General features: G+C 73.2%; 21 protein-coding genes. 10 read left to right on the top strand and 11 right to left on the bottom strand.

Annotated features, from left to right (window positions below; translation table 11 throughout):
- Positions 1-162: 162 nt before the first annotated feature.
- Complete coding sequence (locus BUE48_RS08440; RefSeq protein ID WP_012852055.1) at positions 163-1,872, top strand: serine/threonine-protein kinase; 1,710 nt, start codon at positions 163-165, stop codon at positions 1,870-1,872.
- Positions 1,873-1,882: 10 nt separating this feature from the next.
- On the opposite strand, the gene BUE48_RS08435 is transcribed toward BUE48_RS08440, so the two are convergent.
- Positions 1,883-3,124 carry a sensor histidine kinase gene (locus BUE48_RS08435; protein ID WP_012852054.1) on the bottom strand — a complete coding sequence of 414 codons (1,242 nt, stop codon included), beginning with the start codon at positions 3,122-3,124 and terminating at the stop codon, positions 1,883-1,885.
- Positions 3,121-3,774 (bottom strand): response regulator transcription factor, encoded by a 654-nt coding sequence (locus BUE48_RS08430; protein ID WP_012852053.1) that lies wholly within the window; start codon positions 3,772-3,774, stop codon positions 3,121-3,123. The genes BUE48_RS08435 and BUE48_RS08430 overlap by 4 nt, the downstream gene beginning before the upstream one ends.
- A 209-nt stretch (positions 3,775-3,983) precedes the next feature.
- Here BUE48_RS08430 and BUE48_RS08425 point away from each other — a divergent pair, with 209 nt between their 5' ends.
- Positions 3,984-4,163 carry a hypothetical protein gene (locus tag BUE48_RS08425; RefSeq protein WP_012852052.1) on the top strand — a complete coding sequence of 60 codons (180 nt, stop codon included), beginning with the start codon at positions 3,984-3,986 and terminating at the stop codon, positions 4,161-4,163.
- 82 nt (positions 4,164-4,245) lie between these two features.
- Here the strand turns inward: BUE48_RS08425 and BUE48_RS08420 are convergent, their stop codons facing one another.
- The 3 genes from BUE48_RS08420 to BUE48_RS08410 all read right to left on the bottom strand — a co-directional run bounded on the left by BUE48_RS08420 (position 4,246) and on the right by BUE48_RS08410 (position 7,427).
- Complete coding sequence (locus BUE48_RS08420) at positions 4,246-5,055, bottom strand: inositol monophosphatase family protein (RefSeq protein WP_012852051.1); 810 nt, start codon at positions 5,053-5,055, stop codon at positions 4,246-4,248.
- 37 nt (positions 5,056-5,092) lie between these two features.
- Complete coding sequence (locus tag BUE48_RS08415) at positions 5,093-6,100, bottom strand: ferrochelatase (RefSeq protein WP_286989589.1); 1,008 nt, start codon at positions 6,098-6,100, stop codon at positions 5,093-5,095.
- Positions 6,101-6,290: 190 nt separating this feature from the next.
- Positions 6,291-7,427, bottom strand: a complete 1,137-nt coding sequence (locus BUE48_RS08410; RefSeq protein ID WP_286989588.1) for a lytic transglycosylase domain-containing protein — start codon at positions 7,425-7,427, stop codon at positions 6,291-6,293.
- A 302-nt stretch (positions 7,428-7,729) separates the two neighbouring features.
- Between BUE48_RS08410 and BUE48_RS08405 the strand changes: the two genes are divergently transcribed.
- The 3 genes from BUE48_RS08405 to sepH all read left to right on the top strand — a co-directional run bounded on the left by BUE48_RS08405 (position 7,730) and on the right by sepH (position 11,963).
- Positions 7,730-8,938 (top strand): MFS transporter, encoded by a 1,209-nt coding sequence (locus BUE48_RS08405; protein WP_012852048.1) that lies wholly within the window; start codon positions 7,730-7,732, stop codon positions 8,936-8,938.
- Between the two features lie 37 nt (positions 8,939-8,975).
- The gene (locus tag BUE48_RS08400; RefSeq protein WP_012852047.1) at positions 8,976-10,301 is read left to right on the top strand and encodes a D-arabinono-1,4-lactone oxidase; all 1,326 of its coding nucleotides are present in this window, start codon (positions 8,976-8,978) and stop codon (positions 10,299-10,301) included.
- A gap of 393 nt (positions 10,302-10,694) precedes the next feature.
- Entirely contained in the window at positions 10,695-11,963 is a 1,269-nt protein-coding gene (gene sepH / locus BUE48_RS08395) for a septation protein SepH (protein ID WP_012852046.1), read from the top strand.
- On the opposite strand, the gene BUE48_RS08390 is transcribed toward sepH, so the two are convergent.
- Both BUE48_RS08390 and BUE48_RS08385 read right to left on the bottom strand, forming a co-directional pair.
- The gene (locus BUE48_RS08390; RefSeq protein WP_286989587.1) at positions 11,935-13,482 is read right to left on the bottom strand and encodes a PH domain-containing protein; all 1,548 of its coding nucleotides are present in this window, start codon (positions 13,480-13,482) and stop codon (positions 11,935-11,937) included. The genes sepH and BUE48_RS08390 overlap by 29 nt on opposite strands.
- Before the next feature lie 47 nt (positions 13,483-13,529).
- The gene (locus BUE48_RS08385; RefSeq protein ID WP_012852044.1) at positions 13,530-14,090 is read right to left on the bottom strand and encodes a PH domain-containing protein; all 561 of its coding nucleotides are present in this window, start codon (positions 14,088-14,090) and stop codon (positions 13,530-13,532) included.
- A 240-nt stretch (positions 14,091-14,330) separates the two neighbouring features.
- On the opposite strand from BUE48_RS08385, the gene BUE48_RS08380 reads away from it, so the two are divergent.
- On the top strand, positions 14,331-15,314 hold the full coding sequence (locus BUE48_RS08380; protein WP_012852043.1) for a daunorubicin resistance protein DrrA family ABC transporter ATP-binding protein: 984 nt from the start codon (positions 14,331-14,333) through the stop codon (positions 15,312-15,314).
- Between the two features lie 32 nt (positions 15,315-15,346).
- A complete protein-coding gene (locus BUE48_RS08375; protein WP_012852042.1) occupies positions 15,347-16,171 on the top strand; it encodes an ABC transporter permease in 825 nt (274 codons plus the stop codon).
- Between the two features lie 210 nt (positions 16,172-16,381).
- Here the strand turns inward: BUE48_RS08375 and BUE48_RS08370 are convergent, their stop codons facing one another.
- Entirely contained in the window at positions 16,382-17,740 is a 1,359-nt protein-coding gene (locus tag BUE48_RS08370; protein ID WP_012852041.1) for an NAD(P)/FAD-dependent oxidoreductase, read from the bottom strand.
- A gap of 407 nt (positions 17,741-18,147) precedes the next feature.
- Between BUE48_RS08370 and BUE48_RS08365 the strand changes: the two genes are divergently transcribed.
- The 3 genes from BUE48_RS08365 to BUE48_RS08355 all read left to right on the top strand — a co-directional run bounded on the left by BUE48_RS08365 (position 18,148) and on the right by BUE48_RS08355 (position 23,381).
- Entirely contained in the window at positions 18,148-18,726 is a 579-nt protein-coding gene (locus tag BUE48_RS08365) for a YbhB/YbcL family Raf kinase inhibitor-like protein (protein WP_012852040.1), read from the top strand.
- Between the two features lie 204 nt (positions 18,727-18,930).
- A complete protein-coding gene (locus tag BUE48_RS08360) occupies positions 18,931-21,048 on the top strand; it encodes a hypothetical protein (RefSeq protein ID WP_286989586.1) in 2,118 nt (705 codons plus the stop codon).
- Between the two features lie 68 nt (positions 21,049-21,116).
- Positions 21,117-23,381: a SulP family inorganic anion transporter gene (locus BUE48_RS08355; RefSeq protein ID WP_286989585.1), complete on the top strand. Its 2,265-nt coding sequence runs from the start codon at positions 21,117-21,119 to the stop codon at positions 23,379-23,381.
- 316 nt (positions 23,382-23,697) lie between these two features.
- Here the strand turns inward: BUE48_RS08355 and BUE48_RS08350 are convergent, their stop codons facing one another.
- From BUE48_RS08350 to BUE48_RS08340, 3 genes are all read right to left on the bottom strand, one after another.
- Positions 23,698-23,913, bottom strand: a complete 216-nt coding sequence (locus BUE48_RS08350) for a hypothetical protein (protein WP_012852037.1) — start codon at positions 23,911-23,913, stop codon at positions 23,698-23,700.
- Positions 23,914-24,057: 144 nt separating this feature from the next.
- Positions 24,058-24,438, bottom strand: coding sequence for a hypothetical protein (locus tag BUE48_RS08345; protein ID WP_041439425.1), 381 nt, complete (start codon positions 24,436-24,438; stop codon positions 24,058-24,060).
- A gap of 205 nt (positions 24,439-24,643) precedes the next feature.
- Complete coding sequence (locus tag BUE48_RS08340; RefSeq protein WP_286989584.1) at positions 24,644-25,045, bottom strand: DUF6191 domain-containing protein; 402 nt, start codon at positions 25,043-25,045, stop codon at positions 24,644-24,646.
- Between the last annotated feature and the right edge of the window lie 10 nt (positions 25,046-25,055).

Here is a 25,055-nt window from a genome sequence, read left to right as displayed (position 1 = left end):
CGCCGTGCGTGCCAGCCCCGCCGGTTGCGGTGCGGGTCACCGGACCGCCCGGGTCGTTCCCCTCGTCACCGATGTCGAACCGGACGGTTCGGTGAAACGTCTGACCTAACGCGATATCGTGCCCGCCTGACGTGGGCTTGAACGGGGTCACTGGAGGGTCATATGCCGCAGGCCGCTCCCCTGGAGGCGGGGGATCCCCGCAGGCTGGGGAACTATGAAGTGATCGGGCGGCTCGGTGCCGGCGGCCAGGGGGCCGTCTATCTCGGCAAAGGACCCGACGGGGAGAAGGTCGCCATCAAGCTGCTGCACGCCCAGATGGCGGCCGACCCCTCCGCCCGCGCCCGCTTCGCCCGCGAGGTGGCGGCCGCGCAGAAGGTCGCGCCGTTCTGCACCGCCCGGGTGCTGCAGGCCGATGTGTCCGGCGACCAGCCGTTCATCGTCAGCGAGTTCATCGACGGCCCGTCGCTGCACGACGTGGTGGCCCACAACGGCCCGCTGGAGCCGGTGGAGCTGGAGCGGCTGGCGATCGGCACGGTCACCGCGCTGGCGGCCATCCACGAGGCCGGCATCGTCCACCGGGACTTCAAGCCCAACAACGTGCTGCTGGCCTCCGACGGCCCGCGCGTGGTCGACTTCGGCATCGCCCGCACCGTCAACTCCCAGGAAAGCGCGGTCACCGCCACCGGCATGGTGGTCGGCACCCCCGGCTATCTGGCCCCCGAGCAGCTGACCGGGGCGCCGCTGCAGCCGGCGGTGGACATCTTCGCCTGGGGCGCCACGATGGTGTTCGCCGCCACCGGGCAGTCGCCGTTCGAGGCCGAGACCCTGCCGGTGATCATCAACCGGATCCTCAACGAGGAGCCGGACCTGTCGGCGCTGGCCGAGCCGCTGCGCGGCCTGGTGGGCCGGTGCCTGTCGAAGGACCCGGCCGCCCGTCCGGCGGCCGCGCAGCTGCTGCTGCAGCTGCTGGGCCATGTGGGGGCGGCGCCGGCCACTCCCGCCCCGGCCAGCGAGGAGCTGCTGGACCAGGGCACCCGGATCGCCGCCCGGATGGCGCCGCCGCCCGAGGTGCCGCCGGCCCCGGTGCACACCCCGCCGCCGATGACACCGCCGGCGCCGCTGCAGCAGGGCCCCTTCCCGCAGAGCCCGACCACGCCCCCGCCGCAGCCGATCACCCCGCCGCCGATGCCGCTGCAGCAGGGGCCGGTCACGCCCCCGCCGCAGATCCCGGTGCACCAGGGCGGCTTCGGGCAGATCCCGATGACCCCGCCGCCGCAGCCGATGACGCCGGCGCCCATGCAGCAGCCGGTGGTCGCCGCCCCGCCGCCGGCCGCCCCGGTCTACCGGCCCCGGCAGTCCTCCTCCAACGGGCCGGTGATCGCCGGTGTCGGGTGCGCGGTGGTGCTGGTGCTGGCCCTGCTGATCTTCGCGATCGTGGTGGCGGCCAGTGAGGACGACGCAGACGGCGACCCGCCGGCCTACCCGACCGCCGCGCCGACCTTCTCCCGCTCCCCGTCCCCGACGACCGGCACCCGGCTGCCGCTGGCCTTCAACGGGGTGTGGGAGGGCAAGGGCTTCCAGCCGTCGGCCCCCGCGCAGGACCGGACCTGGAACGTGCGCTTCACCCTGCTGGGCGGCGGCACCACCGGGCTGGTCTACTACGAGTCGGCCACCTACACCTGCCGGGGGACGCTGACCCTGCAGCCGGGCGTCACCGAGCGGAGGGCGACCTACAAGATCAACATCTACACCGGTGAGTGCGTGTCCGGCTACGTCACCTTCATCTACCTCAACAGCAGCACTCTCCGTTTCGAGGAGCGGGAGAACATCACCGACGCGACCTATCTGGCCAGCGGCACGGTGACCAAGTAGCGCACGCAAGTCAGGACGCCAAGGGCATCCGGGCGGTCACCACCAGGCCCCCGCCGGGACGGGGGGTGGCGTAGACGTGGCCGCGGTGCGCCCGCACCACCGAGCGGACGATGGACAGGCCCAGCCCGGAGCCCTTGGCCGACTCCACCCGGTCCTGCTGCAGCCGCCGGAACGGTTCGAACAACTGGTCCACCTCGTAGGCGGGCACCACCGGGCCGGTGTTCTCGACCTGGACGGCGGCGCTGCCGTCCAGCACCCCGGCCCGCACCCACACCTGGCCGCCCTCGCCGGTGTTGTGCTTGATGGCGTTGTCGACCAGGTTGGAGACCAGGTGCTCCAGCAGCACCGGGTCGCCCAACGTGGTCCCGGAGGCCAGCTCGGTGTGCACGGTGATGCCCGCCTCCTCGGCGGCGTCGCCCAAGGTCTTCAGCACGGTCGTGACGACCTCGGCCAAATCCACCGGGACGCGGGTGGTCAGTTCGCGTTCGCTGCGGGCCAGCAGCAGCAGGCCCTCGATCAGCCGTTCGTGGCGGGCGTTGTTGGCCAGCAGGGTGCGGCCCACCGCCTTCAGGTCCGGCGAGGCCTCCGGGTCGCCCAGCGCGACCTCCAGCAGGGTGCGGTTGATGGCCAGCGGGGTGCGCAGCTCGTGGGAGGCGTTGGCGACGAACCGGCGCTGGGCGTCGAAGGCGTTGCCCAGCCGCTCCAGCATCGCGTCGAAGGTGTCGGCCAGCTCCTTGATCTCATCGGCCGGGCCCTCCAGCGCGATCCGCTCATGCAGGGTGCTCTCCGACAGCCGCCGGGCGGTGGCGGTGACCTTCTGCAGCGGCGACAGCGCCCGGTCGGCCACGAAGTAGCCCAGCACCAGGGCCATCACCCCGACCCCGGCCAGCACCAGCATGGAGCGGCCGAACAGCTCCTTCATGGCGCGGGACTTGAGCACCTCGGTCTCGATGATCAGCCCGCCGGGGGTGTGGACCTGCAGGCCCGGCGGGAACACCGAGTCCAGCACCTGCGCCAGCAGCACGTGCGTGATGAACAGCAGCAGCAACCCGGCCAGCAGGAACAGCACCCCGTACAGCAGGGTCAGCCGGAGCCGGACGCTGACCCGCCCGGGCAGCGCCCGCAGGTCGGCCATGAACGCGCCGCCCCGGCCCTCCGGCCGCGGCGCGGTCATCGGCTGGGTCGTCGATCCGGTGATGAACCCGGGCCGGCGGGCCTCCCCCTTGGCATCGCCCTTGCCGATGTCGCTCAAAGCCGGTACCCCACCCCTGGGACGGTCTCGATCACCTGCGGTTCACCGAGCTTCTTGCGCAGCGTCATCATCGTCACCCGCACCACGTTGGTGAACGGGTCGATGTGCTCGTCCCACGCCTTCTCCAAAAGCCGCTCGGAGCTGACCACGGCGCCCTCGGCCCGCATGAGCACCTCCAGCACCGCGAATTCCTTGCGGGTCAGCTCGATCGGGCGGCCGTCGCGGTGCACCTCCCGCCGGGCGGGGTCGAGGGTGATCCCGGCGCGTTCCAGGACGGGCGGCAGCGGCGGGGCGGCCCGCCGGCCCAGCGCCTGCACCCGGGCCACCAGCTCGGCGAAGGCGAACGGCTTGGCCAGGTAGTCGTCGGCGCCCAGGTTCAGCCCCGCCACCCGGTCCTCCAGGTCGCCGGCGGCGGTCAGCATGAGGATCCGGGCCGGGTAGCGCCGGCCGGCCAGGTCGCGGCAGACGTCGTCGCCGTGGACCTTGGGCAGGTCGCGGTCCAAGACCACCACGTCGTACTCGTTGACGCTGGTCCGCTCCAGCGCACCGGCACCGTCGTAGGCGACGTCCACGGCGTGGGCCTGGCGGCGCAGTCCCGTGGCGATCGCGTCGGCGAGCACGCGCTCGTCCTCGACGACGAGAACACGCATCCGTCCCCCTTCAGATCCGGATCTCACATGCCGGTGCGCCGGACCGGCGTTCCCAGATATGCCATAGCGCCTGTAAGCCCCCTGTAAGCATGCCCCCTGTTCCGGGGTGGGCGGAGCGTCCTCTACGGTGCGTATCACCATTCAAACGAAAGGTTTACGGCGGAAGCCGGTTTGGGTAAGGAACAGCCGCTGTAGAGAGGAAAATCCCCATGGGTGAGTTGTCACGCACGATCCAGCAGCGGCTTTCCGACGCGTACGCGTCGCTGCGCAGGGCGCAGGCCGAGGGTGACACCTACCTGGCCGACATCCGGCAGGCCGAGATCGAAGAGCTCCGCCGGATAGCGGCCAACCACGACATCGGCATTCCCCCCGCCCCCGAAATGGAGTGAGTTTCGCAACACCCGCCGCTGCGCGCTCGGCGGCCGGCCCTCCGGAGTCCGGGCGGCCGCGTTCCCCGAGGGGGCGGACCGGTCAGTCCCGGGCGGGGTCGAGCGGCGCCAGCAGGTCGTGCAGCGCCTCGAACGTTCCCGGGCCCGCCGCCAGGACGAACTCCGGTCCCGGAGCCGCCCCGTGCAGCCCGCCGACCCGCCCGCCGGCCTCCTCCACGATGAGCGTCCCGGCGGCGATGTCCCACAGCTGGACGCCGCGCTCGTAGTAGCCGTCCACCCGTCCGGCCGCCAGCGTGCACAGGTCCACCGAGCAGGCCCCGCCGCGGCGGATGTCGCGCACGTGCGGCAGCACCCCGGTCAGCACCCGGGCCTGGTGGGCGCGGCGCCGTGACTCATAGCCGAACCCGGTGGCCACCAGCGCCCGGTTCAGCGGGACGTCGGCGGTGCAGCGCAGCGGGCGTTCCCCGGCGGCGTCGCGCAGCCGGGCGCCGCCGCCCCGGACCGCCAGGTAGGTCTCCCCGCGGCGGGGGACCTCCACCACGCCGACGGCGGTCCGCCCGTCGATCTCGGCGGCGATGCTGACGCTCCAGTCGGGCAGGTCGTACAGGTAGTTGACGGTGCCGTCGATGGGGTCGACCACCCAGCGGACTGCGCTGCCGCCGGCGCTGGCGCCGCTTTCCTCACCGAGGATCGCATCGGCGGGCCGGGCGGCGCGGATGCGTTCGACGATCAGCTGCTCGGCGGCCCGGTCCATCTGGGTGACCACGTCGGTGGGGCTGGACTTGGTCTGCACCACGGCCGGTCCCTCCACCGGCCGCTTGCCGACCAGCATCCGGCCGGTCTCGCCGGCGATCTCCAGCGCCAGCTCCAGCAGCTCCTCGTGCAGGCTCATGGGTCCTTTCCAGGGGTCGGCACCGCCCCGCCGGGGTTCAGCGGCGGGCGCGGCAGCACTCTTCCGGGCAGTCGTCGGGGCGCGCGCCCAGCGCGCCCAGCGCGGGCCGTTCCGCGCCGGGGCCGGCCATGCGTTCGGTCAGCAGCTGGCGGACCATCGCCACATAGGCGGGGTGGGTGCCGGGCGTGGCGGCGCGCTCGAAGGCCAGGCCCAGCTCGGCGGCCACGGCGGCGGCCTCCACGTCGAGGTCGTATTTGACCTCCATGTGGTCGCTGACGAACCCGATCGGCACGACCACCACCGCTTCGGTTCCGGCGGCGTGCAGCTTGCGCAGGTGGTCGCAGATGTCGGGCTCCAGCCACGGCTGGGTGGGCGGGCCGCTGCGGCTCTGGTAGACCAGCGCCCGCTCGTGCCCGGGGGCGGCCCGTTCGGCGACGACCTCGGTGATGTCGGCCAGCTCGGCGGCGTAGCGTTCGCGCCCGGGCTGGGCCAGCGGGACGCTGTGGGCGGTGAACGCCAGGTGCGCCGCCTGGCGCAGGCCGGCCGGCAGGCGGTCCAGCGCGGCGCGGGTGGCCTCGACGAACGGCTCCACGAAGCCGGGGTGGTTGTAGTAGACCCGCAGCTTGTCGATCTCCGGGGCGCCGGGGACCTGCTCGCGGGCCCGGGCGATGTCGTCCCGGTACTGCCCGCAGCTGGAGTAGCCGCTGTAGGCGGAGGTGACGAACGCCGCGGCCCGTCGCACGCCGTCGGCGGCCATCTGGCGGACCGTGTCGGTCAGGTAGGGCGTCCAGTTCCGGTTGCCCCAGTAGACCGGCAGGTCCAGGCCGTGGGCGGCGAAGTCGGCCTCGATGGCGGCCTTCAGGCGCCGGCAGTGGTCGTTGATCGGGCTCACTCCGCCGAAGTGGTGGTAGTGCTCGGCCACCTCTTCCAGCCGCCGCCGGGGGACGTTGCGGCCGCGCGTGACGTTCTCCAGGAACGGCATAACGTCCTGCGGCCCCTCCGGTCCGCCGAAGGATACGAGCAGCAGCGCGTCGTAGGACGTCATGCCCTCCATCCAACCAGCCGCCGGGAGTGCTTCAGATCACCGCCTTCACCGAACCCTTTTCAACACGCCGTCTCCGCAGGTCGAGACGGGGGCCTTGCGGTCAGGGGCGCAGCCATGACCGCAAGGCCGCGGCACCGGAGAGCATCGGGGCTCCCGTCCTCGGTGCTTTGGGCCGCGTGTGGAAAAGGGTTCACCGGTAGCGGGCGGCGTAGGCCTTGGCCAGGGCGAGGACTTTCTGCACGTACCAGTGGGCGTGGTTGTAGGCGTAGATCGCCTGGTACAGCGACCGGCCGCCGCGCCCGGCGCCGTGGGCGCACAGGTACTTGGCGGCGGCGGGAATGGCGTCGTAGGGGTTCATGATGTCGGCCTTGCCGTCCCCGTCGCCGTCCACCCCGTAGGCCTTCCAGGTGGACGGCAGGAACTGCATGGGGCCCAGAGCGCCGGCGCTGGAGGGGCCGTTGTTGCGGCCGTGGTTGCTTTCGACCTGGCCGATGGCGGCCAGCACCGTCCACGACAGCCCCGGGCAGGTGGTCGCGGCCCGCCGGTACAGCTCCAGGTAGCTGACGGCCTGCCGGTACTGGGGCTCGTTGAGGTTGACCACCTTGGCGCCGCCCCGGAAGATCCTGTCCATCGCCCGGGTGAGCGCGGCCGGGTCGGCGCCGGGGGCGTTGACCAGCAGCGCCAGGTTGGGGATGAGGCCCAGCTGCTCCCCCATCTTGCGGCTGACCAGCATGTCGATGCCGGGCAGCCCGAAATCCCCCGAGCCGCCCATCGTCATGGTGGGGATCGTCTTGGCCACGACCGGGTACCGCAGCCCCTGGTGAAGCCTCAGCTCGCGGACCGCCTTGTCGGAGGCGACGAACTTGTCGGCGGCCAGCGCCTCCCACAGCTCGGTCTTGCGGGCGGTGGCCGGCGGGGTCCAGGAGCGGAACGTCGAGGGGTCGACCGCGAAGGTGTTGACCAGGCGGTTTTGCAGCTGCACCGCGCCGCCGGCCACCAGCGCCACGTCCTGCACGCCGCGCAGCCGCGACACCTTGCGGACCTCGGCGGCGGTCAGCGAGGAGGCGCCCACCACCAGCACGTCGGGGGGCACCACCCGTTTGAGCGGGGCGAGCTGGGTGGTGTCGACGACGTTGGTGACGGTGCCGGAGCGCTGGGCGGGCGCGGTGGGATCGGCGGTGGCCCGGCCCGTGTCCCGGTCCCGGTCGAGGCCGAGCGCGGCGAGCACCCCGGCGGTGAGGGTCGCCGCGCTGGCCAGCGCCAGCAGCGCCACCACCGGGCGCCGCCGCTGCCGCCGGGGAGGGGCGGCCGGGCGGGGCCGCGTCACCGTCCGGGCCTTCTTTTCGGGCCGGGGGCGCCTTCTGCGCGGGGACTCGCCGGCGCCGTGCGCGGTGCCCGGTGCCGGGGACGGTTCGTCCGGACGCCAGGAGGCCGCCGGGCCGGCGGTCCGGGCCCCGAGGTCAGGCGGTGGAGAGGAGGCAGCCACAACCAATCCCAACGAGATCGCTGCCGCCGGGGTCACCGGCGGATCGGTAGTTTCGGACAGGGCGCGCTCGCCGCGCCGCGCATCGCCGGGCGGGCCGGGGTGGCCGCCGCGACGCAGGTCAGGGAGGACTGGAGGGGTCGTCGGTGTCCAATCCGTACCTGGCCCTGCTGAAGGTTCCCGGGGCGCGGGTGTTCGTCGCGGCGGGTTTCGTCGGCCGGATGTCGATGTCCATGGTGGGGATCGGCATTGTCCTTCTTGTCTCCGCGGTTACCGGATCGTACGGTATCGCCGGTTCGGTGTCGGCGGTCTTCGCCCTGGCGTTCGCCGTGGCCTCGCCCCTGGTGGGGCGGCTGGCGGACCGCCATGGGCAGCGCCGGGTGCTGCTGCCGCTGGGCCCGGCCAACGGGGTGGCCATGACGCTGCTGGTGGCGTGCGCCCTGCTGGACCTTCCCACCTGGACGCTCTTTCCCGCCGCGGTGCTGGGCGGCGTCACCTCGCCGGGGCTGGGCGCGATGGTGCGCGCCCGCTGGATCAACGTCCTGCACCGAAACGGCGACGGGCGGCTGCACACCGCGTTCTCGCTGGAGTCGGTGCTGGATGAGGTCATCTTCATCACCGGTCCGATGCTGGTGACGCTGCTGGCCACCGGGGTGCATCCGGCGGGCGGGGTGCTGGCCGCCGGGGCGCTGACGATGGGCGGCAGCCTGGCCATGGCGGCGCAGCGGGGCACCGAGCCGCCGCCGCGCACCGCCGGCGGCGGCGGTCTGGCCGGGGTTTTGGCGCTGCCCGGCGTGCTGCTGCTGGTGCTGGTCTTCCTGCTGGTGGGGACGGTGTTCGGCGGGGTGGAGGTGAGCGTGATCGCCTTCGCCGAGGCGGGCGGGCACCGGGGGCTGGCGGGCGTGCTGCTGGCCTCCTATGCGCTGGGCAGCTGCGCGGCGGGGCTGTGGTACGGGGCGCGCCCGTGGCGGTCGCCGCTGCATCGCCGTTTCCTGGCCGGGCTGGCGCTGCTGGTGGCCGGGCTGGTGCCGCTGCCGCCGCTGGGCGCCCATCCGGCGCTGTGGCCGGTGATGCTGGTGGTGATCTTCGTTTCCGGGCTGGCCATCTCCCCGACGCTCATCCCCGGCTACGGGCTGGTCGAGCGGCTGGTGCCGGCCCGGCGGCTGACCGAGGGGCTGGCGCTGGTGGGCACGGCGATCGGGGTGGGCGTGGCGGTGGGCGCCTCGGTGACGGGCCGGCTGGTGGACGCCCGCGGCCCGGGTGCGGCGCTGCTGCTGCCGGTGGGCGCGGGCGTGGTGGCGGTGGCGGCGGGCCTGGCGGGCAGGTCACGATTGCGTGAACCCCGGGAAACGTGAATTTCCTTCGCATTAATCGGGTCGATAGAGTCGGCCCATGTCCCCCGCACGCACTTTCGGCACCCAGGACCACATCTGGCGCAACTGGGCGGGCAACCAGCGCGCGGTGCCCGCCCGCACGCTCGCCCCGCGCAGCACCGAAGAGGTCGCCGAGGCCGTCCGCACCGCCGCCGCCGAGGGGCTGACCGTGCGGATGACCGGCACCGGCCACTCCTTCACCGCCGCCGCGGTCACCGACGGGCTGCTGCTGCGGCCCGACCGGCTGCGGGCGGTGCGCTCGGTCGACACCGCCACCGGCCTGGTCACCGTGGAGGCCGGCCTGCCGCTGCACGAGCTGAACCGGGTACTGGACGAGCACGGGCTGGCGCTGGCCAACATGGGCGACATCCAGCAGCAGACCGTGGCCGGGGCGCTGCAGACCGGCACCCACGGCACCGGCCGCGACCACGCCGGGCTGGCCTCCCAGGTGGCCGCGCTGGAACTGGTGCTGGCCGACGGCAGCATCGTCACCTGCTCGCGCACCGAGCGCCCGGAGCTGTTCGACGCCGCCCGGGTGTCGCTGGGCGCGCTCGGCGTGGTCACCGCCATCACCTGGCAGACCGTCCCGGCCTTCCGGCTGCACGCCCGGGAGGAGCCGATGCGCTGGGGCGAGGTGCTCGAGCGCCTCGATGAGCTGACCGAGGCCAACGAGCACTTCGAGTTCTACTGGTTCCCGCACACCGAAGGCTGCCTGACCAAGCGCAACAACCGCACCGACCGGCCCGCCGCCCCGCTGTCGCCGCTGCGCTACTGGCTGGACGACGAACTGCTGTCCAACACGGTGTTCGGCGGGCTGCAGCGCCTGACCCGCCGCGTGCCGGCCGCGATCGGCCCGGTCAACGCCGTCTCGGCCAAGGCGCTGGGCGCCCGGACCTACATCGACACCTCCTACAAGGTGTTCACCAGCCCGCGCCGGGTGCGCTTCAAGGAGCAGGAGTACGCCATCCCCCGCGAGCACCTGGCCGACACGCTGCGCGAGCTGAAGGCCCTGTTCGACCGGCGGGACTGGCGGATCAGCTTCCCCATCGAGGTGCGGGTGCTGCCGCCGGAGGACGCCTGGCTGTCGATGGCCTACGACCGGCCCAGCGCCTTCATCGCCGTCCACGTCTACCACCGCAACCCCCACGAGGACTACTTCGCCGGGGTCGAGGAGCTGATGACCGCGGTGGGCGGGCGGCCGCACTGGGGCAAGCTGCACACCCGCGACGCGGCCTACCTGGAGCAGGTCTATCCCAAGTTCGCCGACTTCCGGGCGTTGCGGGAGGAGCTGGATCCCGACCGCCGCTTTGCCAACCGCTACCTTTCCCGGGTCTTCGGCCCCTGAGAGGCCTTGCGGAGGCATCCGGCGGGCAAAGGAAAGACAAGGATCATGGCGGCCCGTCCCCATCCGGCCCCCGGAAACGGCAAGCTGGAGCGGACGGCGATCAGGGACGGGCGGCACCGGGCCGCGCTCGCTTCGCCGTCCGTTCCCGGGCCCGGGAGATGGGATCTTCGGCGCGCTGGGAGCGACGATGTGCGGACATGCCGGGTACGGTGCTAGCAGCAGGCGTGTCCGACCAGAGAAACTCGAGAACCGGGGGAAGGGCACGCATGCGCCCTTGGATGGGCGTCGTACCATACCGGCGCCCCGTGAAAGCGCCGGTGACGGCGTCCACGGTGGCACCGGGTCGTTCGGCGTCCTTCCAACGCCGTCGCCGGACTGGCAGGAAGGACACGCATGCAGGAACTGCGCCTCGTCGCGGTCAGCGAGGACGGTACCTACCTCGTGCTGGCCACCGCGGGCCGAGGCACCCGGTTCACCCTGCCCGTCGACGACCGGCTGCGCGCCGCGGTCCGTGGGCACTTCTCCCGACTCGGCCAGTTCGAGATCGAAGTGGAGAGTCCCTTGCGCCCCAAGGAGATCCAGGCACGCATCCGGGCCGGTGAGACGGCGGAGGAGATAGCCGAGTCCGCGGGCATCCCGGTCGAGCGCGTCCGCTGGTTCGAGGGCCCCGTCCTGCAAGAGCGCGAGTACATGGCCCAGCAGGCCCAGCGCGTGCCGGTGCGCCGGCCGGGCGAGTCGGCCCCCGGCCCGCCGCTGGGCGAGCTGGTCGAAGAGCGGCTCAACCGCGGCGGCGTCGACATCGAGGACGTGGAGTGGGACTCCTGGAAGTGCGAAAGCAGCAGCTGGCGGGTGCGGCTGTCGTTCTTTGAGGAGGGCCGCCCGCGGGCCGCCGAGTGGCTGTTCGACCCCCGTCGCCGCCACCTGTCCCCGATGGACGAGCTGGCCGCCCGGCTCAGCGACATGGAGTGGGAGGGCGACGGCGAGGACTCCTCCGACACGGTGACGCCGCTGGTGCCGCGCCGCCCCACCATGAAGGTCGTCTCCGACCCGCGGGAGGTCTCCCCCGCCCAGCCGCTGCGGCCCGGGCCCGCCCCCGTGCCGGATCCCGCCCGGCGGCCCGCCCCGCTGGCCCCGGCGCCGCCCGCACCGCCGGCTCTCGGCCGGCCTCCGGCGCCGCCGCCGCACGTCGCCGAGCCGCCGTCCAGGCCGCCCGCGCCCGCGCCCGAGGGTGAGGAGCCGCGGGAGACGGCTTCGGCGTCCCAGACGGCGCAGAGCGAGCCTGAGGCCCCCAAGGCGGCGCCCGCCGGCTCGGCGGAGACCGCTCCGGAGGCGACGCCCGCCGCCGAACCGGCCTCCGCCAAGCCCGATCCCGCGCCCAAGGCGGCGCCCGCCGCCGCGGCGACCGAGGCCGAGCGGCCCGTCGCAGCGGCGGCGGTCAAGCCCGCCCCGCCCCGGGAGCGGTCCCGGCAGAAGCCGCCCGTGCCGCCCGCCGCGGCGGCCGAGACGCCGCCCGCGCAGCCGGCCGTGGCCGCCCGCGACGTTCCCGCGGTGCCCGCCGCCCAGCAGCGGCAGTCCGCCCCGCGGCGCCGCAGGCCCAAGGGCAAGCGCGCCTCGGTGCCGTCGTGGGACGAGATCATGTTCGGCGCTCGCCGTCCCGACTGACCGGTCCCGTCCCGCCGCGGGCCGCTTCGGCCGGGTCGCGCTCCAGGAACGGGGCCACCCAGTCGGGGGTGACGGCGTGGGCGAACGCGACGGCGTCGTGTTCGCCCATGTCGGCCGACGGGTAGCCGCCCTCTCCCGCGCCCACGCCCACCACCAGGGTGGCCAGGCCCGCCCGGCGCTGGAAAAGCGTCTGCCGCAGCCGCCAGGCCACCACGGCCCGGTGCTCGATGACCGCCTGGCGGCGGCGCAGCGATCCCGACCGCAGGGTCAGGCGCCGGCCGTCCGTGGCATGCCCCAGCTGCCGGTAGCGGTCCAGGCCGAGCGGCACCGCGGCCACCGCCAGCAGCAGCGCCACGCCCAGCTCCCAGGACCGCCCGGTGAGCAGGGCCAGTGCGGCCAGCGCCAGCGGCGCCGCCAGGGCCCTCGCCAGACGGCGCCGCAGGGCCGCCGGCGGATGCCCGCGCAGCGGCCCGGGCAGCGCGCCGCCCAGCACCCGGCGGGCCGTCCGCAGGGCCACCGGGCGCGGCGCGACCGGCAGCAGCGTCCCCCGGTGCGCGGCATCGTCCAGCCCGGTGACCAGCGCGCCGAGCCGGACGGCCCCGGCGGCGCGCTCCAGGGGGTTGTCGGTCAGCGTCACCCCCCGGATGCGGCGGCGCTCCAGCGTCACGCTGCGCCGGCTGATCAGCCCCCGTTCGGCGATCAGCGCCGCGCCGTCGCGGCCGCCGCCCGGCCCGCCCTCACCGGCCCGCAGCGTGAAGTCCCAGTTGAGCAGGGCGAAGGCGATCACGGAGCCGAGGGGCATCAGCAGCACCCCGCACACCGCCAGGGCGATGATCGCCGCCGGGGGCAGCCCGGCCACGCCGCCCCCGAGCCGGGCCGGCAGCCGCTCATCGATCAGGCCCAGGTCGTCCCCGAGGTTGTACAGCGCCCCCAGCAGGCTGCCCGCCAGGGCGAACGGGGTGAGCAGGTAGGCGCCGCTGAGCGGGGCGAGCAGGTACCAGCGGGGCCGGGCACGGGCCACCACCGCCGTCTCCTCCCGCGCCCCGCCGGGGGCGGCCGCGTTGCGCGCGGCGGGCTCGTCCCCGCGCATCAGCGCGGCGCGCAGCCGTTCGGCCTCCGCCTTGGAGACGGCCCGCAGCTCCCCCTCGCCGCCTTCGGAGCCGGCGTCGATGCGGACGATCGCCATGCCCAGCAGCCGGTGCGCCGGCGGGGCGCTGATGTCCACGCCCCGGATCCGCTCGCGCGGTATGGCCTTGACCGACCGTCTGACCAGCGCCCGCCGCAGCTCGATGCGGTCCTCATGGAGGGTGTAGGTGAAGGTCGCCCACTTGATCAGGTGGTATCCCAGGCCGAACACCAGGCCGGAGAGCGCGAAGTAGAAGGCCGTCGACAGCCCGCCGACCGCCAGCCCGGCGGCCCCGGCCATCACCAGCGCCGCCATCTCGCGGACCGCCCCCACCACGAAGGTCAGCGGATGCAGCCGCCTGGCCGCCGGGCCGGCCTGCGCCGGCGGCGGCACGGGGCGGGTTCCGGTCCCGCCGCCTCCCCCTTGCGCCCCGCCGGGGATCATGTGGCGTCGTCGCGCAGGTCGTGGGCCCGGCGGGCCAGCTCCCCGGCCAGGTGCGTGGCCACCTCCACCGGCAGGCCGGCCACCTCCGAGGAGCCGGCGTGCGAGGCCGTGTTGATCTTGATGGTGGCCAGGCCGAGCAGCCGTTCAACGGGTCCCTGGGCGGTGTCGACGGTCTGGATCCGGCTGACCGGCACCAGCAGCCACTGGCGGGAGAACCAGCCGGTGCGGGTGTAGACGACGTCGGCGCTGACCTCCCAGCGGTGCACCCGGTAGCGCCAGGCGGGCGCCACCGTCGCCGTCAGCAGCCCGGCGGCCCCCACCGCCAGGGGCGCCCACCAGATCCGCTCGGCCGCCCAGGCGGGCAGTTGCGCGGGACGGGCCGAGTCCGCCCAGGCGGCGGCCCCCAGCGCGATCGCGAACGCCAGCCCCCAGCCCAGCAGGTAGTCGATCGCCCAGTGCGCGATGGCGCGAGGCGAGACCCGGTGCGCGGGCGGACGCAGCCGCGGCGGCGCACCGCCGGCCGGCCCCGCTTCGGAGAAGTCACTGACCGCCGTCACAACTGGAGTCTAGGTCGGCGGCGGTACCGCTCCCGGGTCATCATCGCCTCACCCGTGTCCCCCACCTGGGGCAAGGCGCGGCTTTCCGGTTCCGTCAGAGCCGCGTGCGAGGCTGGTGGACGCGGCGAAAAACCTGATGCGCCCCCACACGAATCCCGTATAGCTTGACATGCCGCTGCGTCAAGGTCGTGCAATGTCCCGCATCGTCCCGCCCACCCGCTTTCAGGGAGTTTTTCGAACATGACTTTCGCCATCGAAGCCGAGGGCCTGGAGAAACGCTTCGGGGAGACCCGGGCGCTGGCCGGGGTCGACCTGACCGCCCGGGCCGGCAGCGTGCTGGGGGTGCTGGGGCCCAACGGCGCCGGCAAGACCACCACCGTGCGGGTGCTGGCCACCTTGCTGCGGCCGGACGCCGGGCGCGCCCGGGTCTGCGGGCACGACGTGGTCACCGACCCGCACCGGGTGCGCCGGCTGATCGGGCTGACCGGGCAGTACGCCGCGGTCGACGAGATGCTCACCGGCACCGAGAACCTGATCATGATCGGCCGGCTGCTGGGGCTGCGGCGCGGTGCGGCCCGCCGCCGCGCCGCCGAGCTGCTGGAGCGCTTTGCGCTGACCGAGGCCGCCGACCGGGCCGCCAAGACCTACTCCGGCGGCATGCGCCGCCGTCTGGACCTGGCCGCCAGCCTGGTCGGCCACCCGCAGGTGCTGTTCCTGGACGAGCCCACCACCGGGCTGGACCCGCGCAGCCGCAGCGGGCTGTGGGACATCGTGCGCCGGCTCACCGACGACGGGGTGACCGTGCTGCTGACCACGCAGTACCTGGAGGAGGCCGACCAGCTCGCCGACGACATCGCGGTCATCGACCACGGCCGGGTGATCGCCCGGGGCACGCCCGATGAGCTCAAGACCCGCATCGGCGGCCAGGTGCTGGAGGTCCGCCCGCTCACCGAGCCGGACCAGGTGACGGTCCGCCGGATCGTGGCCGAGCTGACCGGGGCCCGGCCCACGGTCGAAGGCGGCCTGGTCCGCGCGCCGCTGGCCGACCCGGCGGTGATGCCCGTGATCGTCCGCAGGCTGGATGAGGCCGGGGTGGCGGTGGCCGAGCTGTCGCTGCGCAAGTCCAGCCTCGATGAGGTGTTCCTCGCCCTCACCGGCCACCCCGCCGGCTCCGCGGAGGCCGGCCCGGACGCACCGGCCGGAACGCTCACCACCGCCGTATGACCCAGCCCCCGCACTGAAACGGAGCAGACCCCATGACCACCGCGGCCTCTTCCCTCCCGATGACCTCGGGCAGGCGGGTCTCCCCCGGCACCGCGGTCCGCAACGTGCTGACCCTGGCGTGGCGGAACCTGGTGCAGATCAAGCACAACCCGATGGAGCTGCTCGACCTGAGCATCCAGCCGATCATGTTCGTGCTGCTGTTCGCCTACGTCTTCGGGCCGTCCATCGGCGGCACCGTGGCGGACTACCTGCCGATCGTGATCCCCGGCATCATCGCCCAGAACGCGCTGTTCGCCACGATGACCACCGGGTTCGGGCTGAACGTGGACGTCACCAAGGGGGTGTTCGACCGGCTGCGCAGCCTGCCGATCTCCCGGCTGGCCCCGCTGGCGGGCCGGATGCTGGCCGACACCGTCAAGCAGGTGTGGTCGCTGGCGGTGCTGCTGACGGTCGGCATGGCGATCGGTTTCCGGATCGAGACCGGCGTGCCGCACCTGCTGGGGGCGCTGGCGCTGCTGCTGGCGTTCACCTCGCTGTTCGCCTGGGCGTCGGTCTACATCGGCCTGTCGGTCAACGAGCCGGAGAAGGTGCAGATCTTCGGGTTCACCATCATCTTCCCGGTCACCTTCCTCAGCTCGGCGTTCGTGCCGATCTCCCCCGGCGCCCCGCAGGCGCTGCAGTTCGTGATGCGCAACAACCCGATGACCCACCTGGTGGAGGCGGTGCGCGGGCTGCTGGTCGGCTCCCAAAGCGGCGGCACGGTGGCCGAGCACGCGGCCATCGCGCTGGGCTGGGGCGTGCTGATGGCGGCCATCTTCGTCCCGCTGTCGCTGCGGGCCTTCCGCCGGCGCGGCTGAGGGCAGCCGTCCGTCGAAGCGTCCCGGGGCGGGGCATGCCTCCGCCTCGCCCCGGGGGCGGACGGGGCGAGGCGGAGGCATGCCGGCGGGAAAACGGCATCCCCGGAGCGCATCCGGCGGTGGGCCGACGGGCGGCCCGGCGACGGAGGGCGGGCAAAGATCGGTCCCCCGGGAACGTTCCCGGGGGACCGATCGCGGAAATCAGGCCGGTCAGGCCGCGTGCGAACGGGGCTTGACCTCGTCCCGGCTGGCCAGCTCGAACTCGGCGCGGGGCTGCTCGATGCTGCCCAGCGACACGGTCTCGCGCTTGAAGATCAGCGCCAGCGTCCAGTCGGCCAGCACCCGGACCTTGCGGTTGAAGGTCGGCACCCGCGAGACGTGGTAGGTGCGGTGCAGGAACCAGGCGGGGAAGCCCTTGAGCTTGATCCCGTAGACGTGGGCGACGCCCTTGTACAGGCCGAGCCCGGCGACCGAGCCGACCGAGTCGTGCACGTACGGCTTGAGGGTCTTGCCGCGCAGCGACCGGACGATGTTGTCGGCCAGCACCTTGGCCTGGCGGACGGCGTGCTGGGCGTTGGGGGCGCAGGGGCGGCCCTCGTTGGTCAGGTCGGGCACCGCGGCGTTGTCGCCGGCGGCATAGGCCCGCACCAGGCCCTCGATGGTGAGGAACTCGGTGGCCTTGATGCGGCCGCGCTCATCCAGCGGCAGGTCCGAGTGGCGCACCACCGGGGCGGCCTTGACGCCGGCGGTCCACACCAGGGTGCCGGCGGGGAAGCGGCTGCCGTCCGACAGCTCGACCACGCCGTCGACGGCCGACTGCAGGAAGGTCTTCATCTTCACGTCGATGCCGCGCCCGCGCAGCTGCTCGGCGGTCCACTTGCCCATGTCGGGGCCGACCTCGGGGAGGATCCGGTCGGAGGCCTCCACCAGCACCCACCGCATGTCCTCGACGCTGACGTTGCGGTAGTACTTGACCGCGGTGCGGGCCATGTCCTCCAGCTCGGCCAGCGCCTCCACCCCGGCGAACCCGCCGCCGACGAACACGAAGGTCAGCGCCTTGCGGCGGATCTCCTCATCGCGGGTGGACTCGGCGATGTCGAGCTGGGCGAGCACGTGGTTGCGCAGGTGGATGGCCTCGCCGATGGTCTTGAAGCCGATGCCGTGCTCGGCCAGGCCCGGGATCGGCAGCGTCCGGGAGACCGAGCCGGCGGCCATCACCAGGTAGTCGTAGGAGATCCGCTCGGGCGGGCCGGCCACCGGCTGGACGATGGCCCACCGCTCGGCGTGGTTGATCTCGGTGACCCGGGCGCCCAGCACGGTGCAGTGGGGCAGCACCCGGCGCAGCGGGGTCACCACGTGCCGGGGGGAGAGGTTGCCGGCGGCGGCCTCGGGGAGGAAGGGCTGGTAGGTCATGTAGGACTGCGGGTCCACGACGGTGATCTTGACCTCGCCGCGTCTGAGCTCGCGCCGCAGCTTCTTTTCCAGGCGCAACGCGGTGTACATGCCCACGTAGCCGCCGCCCACGATGAGGATGTGGGGGGCGTCGGGGGCCTGGGGTCGCCTGGCCATCGGTCACGGCCTCCTGGGATGACGGTGGATGGATAGCTTGTGAAGGCGTTCACAAGCTATCGGAACAACACTCCCCGACACCAATCCATTCCCCGTTAAGAACGACACATTTTCTCATCAGGGCAAAGTGGACCGCGCCTTAACGAGTGAACTATGCCACTCCTTCACACAGATCCCGCCACAAAGGCGCATACCGGTCATGGCCGATGTCACAGTGCCGCAGGCGCGGCGATCCGGACACTCCGGACATCGATCCGGCCCCGGCGGCGGCCGGAGGGACCCCACCTGCCGATTCCACGCGGATACACCCGCCCGGAGGCTCTAGGGTGGACCCGCGAGGAAGGCACCCGCCCCGCATCCACGCCACGGGGCGGAACCCGCGATGATCGCCCGGGAGCATTGAAGGAATGAAGAGCACGAGCCGGCGTCCGCATGTGGCCGCCGCGGCAGCGGTCGCGCTGGCGGGCGCGGTGACCGGTTGCGGCCTCACCGGCCACGCCACCGGCACCGGCGTTGACATCGCCGAGTTCACCGTCACCAGCCCCGCCTTCCACGACGGTAAAGACCTGCCCGCGAGATTCGCCTGTCCGGCGTACCCTGGTGGCCAGGGCAGGACGCCACCGCTGCGGTGGTCGGGGGCGCCGAGCCAGACGACCAAGGCGTTCGCGATCGTGGTGGACAACCCCGACGGTTCGGACGGGGCCTTCGTCAACTGGGTCCTGGTGAACATCGACGGGACGACCAACGAGCTCGTCGAGGGGGCGCGTCCGGAAAAGGCGGTGGAGGCACTGAACACCAGCAAGAAGACCGCGTACGTGCCGCCGTGCCCGCCCAAGGGCGAGCGGCACCGGTACCGCTTCACGCTGTATGCGTTGGACGAGCGGCTGCCCCTGCAGCAGGGCGCGCCGCTCAAGGAGGCGCTGCGCACCATCGCCGAGCACACGGTGGGCCGGGGACGGATCACCGGGAACTTCGGCACCCGGTGACGGCGTTCGACAAGGGTCCGCGAGCCTGGGGGTGCAGATGTCGACGAACGGTGTGACAGGCGTCATGGCGGTCGGCGAGAATCAGCACAGGCCCCTTTGCGCCCAAGCGCTAGCGGCAGTCAGCAAGGGCTTTCAGAGCCCGTCCCGACAGGCCACGCCGGCGATCCTCGCTGGGCCATGGCATTGGATGGTTACGCAATGATGATGTACATCGTCGTCCCCGGCCTCATCGTGGTCGTCATCCTCGTGGTGGTCCTGGTGGTCTTGGGCATGCGGGCCAACCGGACCGATTCCGACGACTGGATGGCCGACGATCAGGCGCCCCCCTCCCGAGGACGCCGGGCCGTCCCCCCACCCGGACAGGAAGGCGTCGAGGACGGCTACGACGACCACGGCACCGGCTATGACCGCCGGGTCGCCGGTGGCCCGCAGGCATCGCCCGCCGGCCCGCCGCCCCCGCGCCGCCGCCGGTCCCGGGCGGCCGACGACGACCTGCCCGAGGCCGGCGACGAGATGCCCGACGACGACTACTGGGCGACCATCACCTTCGACAAGCCCAAGTTCCCCTGGCAGCACGACCGCGACGACAAGCGCTCAGAGGCCGAGCTGGCCGCCGACCCGCTCGGCGCCCCGGTGAACGAGCACAAGGAGGAGGCCGGGGAGCCGCAGGAGCAGCCGCACGCCCCCGCCGATCCCGCGGCCGCGACCCAGACGGTCGCGCTGGGCGGCTCCGACTCCGCCGGCTATGACAACGACGGCTACGGCGCCGACGGCGGGCAGTACGGCGGTGAGCCGGCCCCCTATGGCAACGAGCCCGGTTACGGCGGCGAATCCGGCTATGCCAATGAGCCCGGCTATGGCGGCGAGCCCGGTTACGGCGCCGAGCAGCCGGCCTACGGGGCAGAGCCCGGCCGTTACTCCGAGCCCGCGGCGGCGGGCTCCTATGGGACGACCGGGCCGCAGTCGATGCCCTCGCCCTCCTTCTCCGGCACGCCCGACTCCCACGACGTGCCGGTCGCCTCGCACTTCCGCGGCGACGGCGACCCGATGAGCCCTCCCGCGGCGAGCACTCCCCCCGCGGGCACCCCTTCGCCCGCCTCCCCGGCGGCGGGCGACCCGGCCGGGCCGATCCTGCGGGAGCCCTTCGACCTGCCGATGTCGCCGCCCCCGTCCGCCGACCCGCTCGGGCTGCCGGTCAACCGCTCCGACGACTACGGCAGCCCGCTGGAGACCCCCTCCTACGGCGGCGGCTCCACCGAGACCCCCTCCTACGGGAGCAAGCCGGCCGACAGCCCCTACGGCAGCACCCCCACCGAGACCCCTTCCTACAGCGCCTCCGCCGAGAAGCCCTCCTACAGCGGCGGGGAGAGCGCCCCCTCCTACGGGACGGATCTGCCGCCGGTCGGCTCGAACCCGCTGCACAGCGGGTTCGGCGAGCACAGCCGTCCCCGCACCGACCCCGGCGGCTTCCCCCACCTGGGCGCCACCCCGTCCGCGCCCGCTACCCCCGCTACCCCCGGCGCCTCCGCCGGCGCCTCGAGCGGGACCTCCAGGCGGCAGGGCGAATCCGGTGGGCACCGCCTGCCCACCGTCGATGAGCTGCTGCAGCGCATCCAGTCCGACCGGCAGCGCTCGGCGGCCGGCGGCGCCAAACCGGCCGCCACGGGGCCGCTGACCGACCCGCTGAACGACCCGCTCAGCACCACCCACGACCCCTCCTACGGGGCGAGCGGACCGTGGTCGCCTCCGGCGACGTCCGCGCCGGCCTCCTCCGGCGGCTACGACCAGCCCGGGCGCGGCCACACCGACGAGCTGGCCGGCGGGCAGCTGTCGGGCAGCTCGCTGCCGGGCGGCTTTTCGGGGCTGGGCGGCTCGTCCGGGTACGGCTCCACCACCTCCGGCGGGTCCGCCTCCTCGAGCTACTCCGGCGACTCCTACCCGACCGCTCCGGCCTACGACACCCCGCGCTACGACGACCCGCTGAGCGCTCCCCCGTCGGCGGGCCGCGACTCCTACGGGACGTTCGGCACGGGTGCCAGCGAGTCGTCCACCCTGTCGGGGCCCGCGGGTTCCGGCACCGCCGAGCCCGGCCGCTACGGCGACTTCAGCGGCAGCAGCTACACCGCCGCAGGCGGCGACCCGAACGCCACCCAGGCGCTGGGCGGCGGCTACCTGAGCGGCACGCAGCCGGGCGGCTACGGACCGCTCGGCGGCTCCGGCGAGAGCGGGGCGCCGCGCAGCGAGCCCGGCTCCCCCTACGGGCATCAGGACCCGCAGCGCACCATCGACGACTGGGAGAGTCACCGCGATCACCGCAGGTGAGTCATGGCCCGCACGGCATTCGCCCTAATCCGGGGTGAGGCCGCGCGGGCCGTGATTCCATACGTTAGGTGACCCTGAAACCACTCACTGCAACAGTCGTCCGGCGGGATCTGCCCGCCTCGTTCGTCGTCTTCCTGGTCGCGGTCCCGCTGTCGCTGGGGATCGCCGTCGCCTCCGGCGCCCCCGTCGCCGCCGGGCTGATCGCCGCCATCGTCGGCGGGATCGCAGCAGGCGCGCTCGGCGGCTCGCCGCTGCAGGTCAGCGGCCCCGCCGCGGGACTGACACTGCTGGTGGCCTCGCTGGTGCAGACCTATGGGTGGCGGGCCACCTGCACCATCACCCTCCTGGCCGGGCTGGTGCAGCTGCTGCTGGGGGCCGGGCGGGTCGCCCGGGCGGCCCTGGCGGTCTCCCCGGCCGTGGTGTACGGCATGCTGGCCGGGATCGGAGTGGTGCTGATCCTGGCCCAGATCCACGTGGTGCTGGGCGGCAGCCCGCAGCACTCGGCCCTGCACAACGTGCTGGAACTGCCCGGCCAGCTGGTCGGCCACCACTCCCACGCGGTGCTGGTCGGGCTGTTGACCATCGCCGTGCTGGTGAGCTGGGGGCGGCTGCCGCTGCCGTGGCGGGGCACGGCCGGTGCGGTGGCGCGCTGGGTGCCCGCCCCGCTGCCCGCCGTCGTCGCGGCCACCGTCACCGCCTGGGCGCTGGGCTGGGACGTGCCCCGTGTGGAGCTGCCCGACGGTCTGTTCGACGACTGGCAGGCCCCGGCCATGCCGTCGGGATCACCGCTGGCGATCACCGGGGCGGTGGTGGCGGTGGCCGTGGTCGCCGGAGTGGAGACGCTGCTGTGCAGCCTGGGCGTGGACCGGATGCGCCCGCCGGGGACGCCGCGCAGCGACCTGGACCGGGAGCTGGCCGGGCAGGGCGCGGCCAATGTGCTCTCCGGCCTGCTGGGCGGGCTGCCGGTGGCGGGCGTGGCGGTGCGCAGCACGGCCAACATCAACGCCGGGGCGCGCACCCGGGCCGCCACCGTCATGCACGGGGCGTGGGTGCTGCTGCTGGCGCTGCTGTGCGGGCCGGTGATCGAGCTGGTTCCGCTGTCGGCGCTGGCCGCGCTGCTGGTGGCGATGGGTTACAAGCTGATCGACATCGCCCGCGTCCGGGACCTGCGCAACCACCGCGAGGCGCCGGTGTACTTCGTCACGCTGGGCGGGGTGGTGCTGCTGGGCCTGGGCGAGGGCGTGCTGCTGGGGATCGTGCTGACGGCCTGGATGGCGCTGCGGCGGCTGACCCGGCTGTCGGTGAGCGTGGAGGAGGCGGCCGGGCGCTGGCATGTGGCGGTGACCGGCTCGCTGACCTTCCTGGGGGTGCCCCAGCTGATGGGCGTGCTGCGCCAGGTCCCGGCCGGCGCGTCGGTCGATCTGGACCTGAACGTGGACTTCATGGACCACGCCGCCTTCGAGGCCGTGCACGACTGGCGGCTGTCGCACGAGCGGCAGGGTGGCGAAGTAGACATAGATGAAATCCACGAATGTTGGTACGAAAGGGCTGTGACCGGAGAAACGTCCCCAGCGCGTAAATCACCCCCACCCGGGCGCTGGTGGGCGCCTTGGGCGAATCGGTGGCGGCGGAACAACAGGAGCAGCCCCGACGCTTCGGAGATGTCTCCGCGTTCGCTGCTGCTGGCGGGGGTGCGCGAGTACCACGGCCAGATGGCGCCGCTGGTCCGTCCGATCCTGGCCGAGCTGGCCTTCCAGCAAACGCCCGAGCACCTGTTCATCACCTGCGTGGACTCCCGGGTGGTGCCCAACATCATCACCGCCAGCGGGCCGGGAGACCTGTTCATCCTCCGCAACGTGGGCAACCTGGTGCCCCGTCACGGCTCCCGGCTGGCCGACGACTCGGTGATGGCGGCGGTGGAATACGCCACCAATGTGCTGCGCATCAAAACGATCACGGTGTGCGGGCACTCCAACTGCGGCGCCATGGCCGGTGTGCTGGCCGGCGGTACCGAAGTGGAGCATCTGCCCGGCCTGTCGCGGTGGCTCAAGCACGCCAACCACAGCCTGGCCCGCTTCGTGGAGGCCGAGCCCAACGACGGGCAGTCCCCGCTCAGCCGGCTGTGCCAGATCAACGTCCAGCAGCAGCTGGACAACCTGCTGACCTACCCGTGGCTGCGCCGGCTGGTGGAGGCCGGCGAGCTGGAGCTGGTCGGTCTCTATCTGGATCTGGAGACGGCCAAGGTGCACATCCTCGACCGGCAGGCATCGAAGTTCGTCCCGATTCCCGACGATGCCTCCGGTGACGTCGAGAACCTGTCCACCGCCACCTGAGCGGGACCTCGCGGAGCCGAGGGCAAGGCGACGGCGTGTCCTCAGAGGCGTCCGGCCCGTCGGTGGTTCTTCTCAAGCCGATGGGCCGCCCCTCCCGGGACGGCCCGTGCGGTGTCCGGGCCGGGGCCGCCCCGTGCAGATCCCCGGCGTTGCGTTCGCTCGGCCCCGAGCCCTGCGGTGAGCCCTTGCGGCGCAGGGCTTCACGGCTTGGGGGACGGACGCCTCGGCGGCGCCCGTCCCCGCGGCGTCCCGGCTCATCGCGTCGCCCTTGACGCGTGCCCCTCGCCCGATCCGCCGGGACGGCGCCTGGAGAAGCTCAGCGGTGCAGCAGTTCCCGCTGCTCCGGCTCGTGGGCGCTGGGCGCGTACGTGCGGACGTACATCCCGGTGACCCAGCGCGCCCGGCGGACGGCGGCGCGGTCCGCCGGGGAGAACAGCGCGTCGTACCGGCTGACCCGTGCGAATTCGACCAGGTAAACGAGCGACAAAACGAACGCGATAAGCGCGACCGCTGCGATGATCATGAACAACATGGCCGCTTCCTCCCTTGCGGGCCCCGCGCTGCCCGCCCTGCCACCGGCCCCCCTTTCGACCGGCTCATGTCATGACCATAAGAGCCCCGTTTCTGACTGTTTGTGTCGCCTGACGTGAATCCCAGAAATTGTTCGGCCGGATTTTCAGTCCGGCCGCTCATGGGAGGAAGAGGCGGCCGAGGCCCGCAGTTCGGCCTCGACCGCGGCCACCGCCTCGGCAAGGGCGGCCAGCCGGGCGCCCTCGCGGCGGTAGACCTCCAGCAACGCCTCGATGCCGTGCGGGGGGACGTCGCCGCCCAGGTCGGCGCGGGCGGTGCGAAAGCCCTGGCGCGCCGCCGCGACGCACGCCTCGATGTGCTGGCGGGCCAGCCGGGCCAGGGCGAGGGGATGGCGGCGCAGTACTCCGTAGCGGCGGTATTCGGGGGGCACCAATTCCAGCAGCCAGGCCATCGCGGTCTCCTCGAACCGCTCGGTGCCCGGCGGGTGCACCTGGACAGGCCATCCCGGGGGCGGGTGAGCGCTCACAGGTCCACGATATCCAGCGCTCGAATGCCCGTTCGAGAACAAGTGGTTTCCAATGGAAGGTTTATGGCCTGTTTCACCCGGAGGGCAGGGCTCACCGGGCCTTTCAGCGTCCGTTCAGGACAAGCGGACGAACGCACTTGGCCATGTCTTGAGCGACCCCCGGCAGGCCGTCTGCGGCAATGCGGCGGGATGGGCGGCGGAAAACCTACTTCGCCGAATCGCCGCCCGTATCGTCGTCGGCGGAGCCGTCCTCGGCCGGCTGCGGCGCGGCGGGCGTGATGCGGCGGATGCGGATCTTGCCGGAGTCCAGATTGTCGCGGAGACTGCCCTTGCCCTCCAGGTGGTGGTCGTCCCCCCGGCGCAGCTTCTGCGCCTCCTGCTCCTGAAGCTGGATCTTCTTGGCCCCGGAGAAGGCGGCGTGCAGCTCCTCGAACATGCCGGCGCCGAACCCCGCACCGGTCTCCCCGTCACCGCGGATCGCGGCCATCATCGAGGTGCGTCCGGTGCCCTCCGACGGCCAGTCCACGACCTCCGGCTGCTGCGGGGGCTTCGGCTTGACCGCACGGCCCTTGGGCCGCTTGCGGCGGCGGCGAAAAGGTGACTTCACGCAGACTCCA

Origin of the sequence: Thermomonospora sp. CIF 1, assembly GCF_001896795.1 — a bacterium.
Taxonomy (GTDB): domain Bacteria; phylum Actinomycetota; class Actinomycetes; order Streptosporangiales; family Streptosporangiaceae; genus Thermomonospora; species Thermomonospora curvata.
The sequence above is the reverse complement of the archived record's forward strand: the minus strand, read 5'-3'. Positions and strand labels throughout refer to the sequence as shown.

Coding starts and splice junctions, on each gene's coding strand:
- BUE48_RS08440 (WP_012852055.1), top strand. CDS start 163: ATGCCGCAGGCCGCTCCCCTGGAGGCGGGGGATCCCCGCAGGCTGGGG.
- BUE48_RS08430 (WP_012852053.1), bottom strand. CDS start 3,774: ATGCGTGTTCTCGTCGTCGAGGACGAGCGCGTGCTCGCCGACGCGATC.
- BUE48_RS08425 (WP_012852052.1), top strand. CDS start 3,984: ATGGGTGAGTTGTCACGCACGATCCAGCAGCGGCTTTCCGACGCGTAC.
- BUE48_RS08420 (WP_012852051.1), bottom strand. CDS start 5,055: ATGAGCCTGCACGAGGAGCTGCTGGAGCTGGCGCTGGAGATCGCCGGC.
- BUE48_RS08415 (WP_286989589.1), bottom strand. CDS start 6,100: ATGACGTCCTACGACGCGCTGCTGCTCGTATCCTTCGGCGGACCGGAG.
- BUE48_RS08400 (WP_012852047.1), top strand. CDS start 8,976: ATGTCCCCCGCACGCACTTTCGGCACCCAGGACCACATCTGGCGCAAC.
- sepH (WP_012852046.1), top strand. CDS start 10,695: ATGCAGGAACTGCGCCTCGTCGCGGTCAGCGAGGACGGTACCTACCTC.
- BUE48_RS08380 (WP_012852043.1), top strand. CDS start 14,331: ATGACTTTCGCCATCGAAGCCGAGGGCCTGGAGAAACGCTTCGGGGAG.
- BUE48_RS08375 (WP_012852042.1), top strand. CDS start 15,347: ATGACCACCGCGGCCTCTTCCCTCCCGATGACCTCGGGCAGGCGGGTC.
- BUE48_RS08370 (WP_012852041.1), bottom strand. CDS start 17,740: ATGGCCAGGCGACCCCAGGCCCCCGACGCCCCCCACATCCTCATCGTG.
- BUE48_RS08365 (WP_012852040.1), top strand. CDS start 18,148: ATGAAGAGCACGAGCCGGCGTCCGCATGTGGCCGCCGCGGCAGCGGTC.
- BUE48_RS08360 (WP_286989586.1), top strand. CDS start 18,931: ATGTACATCGTCGTCCCCGGCCTCATCGTGGTCGTCATCCTCGTGGTG.
- BUE48_RS08350 (WP_012852037.1), bottom strand. CDS start 23,913: ATGTTGTTCATGATCATCGCAGCGGTCGCGCTTATCGCGTTCGTTTTG.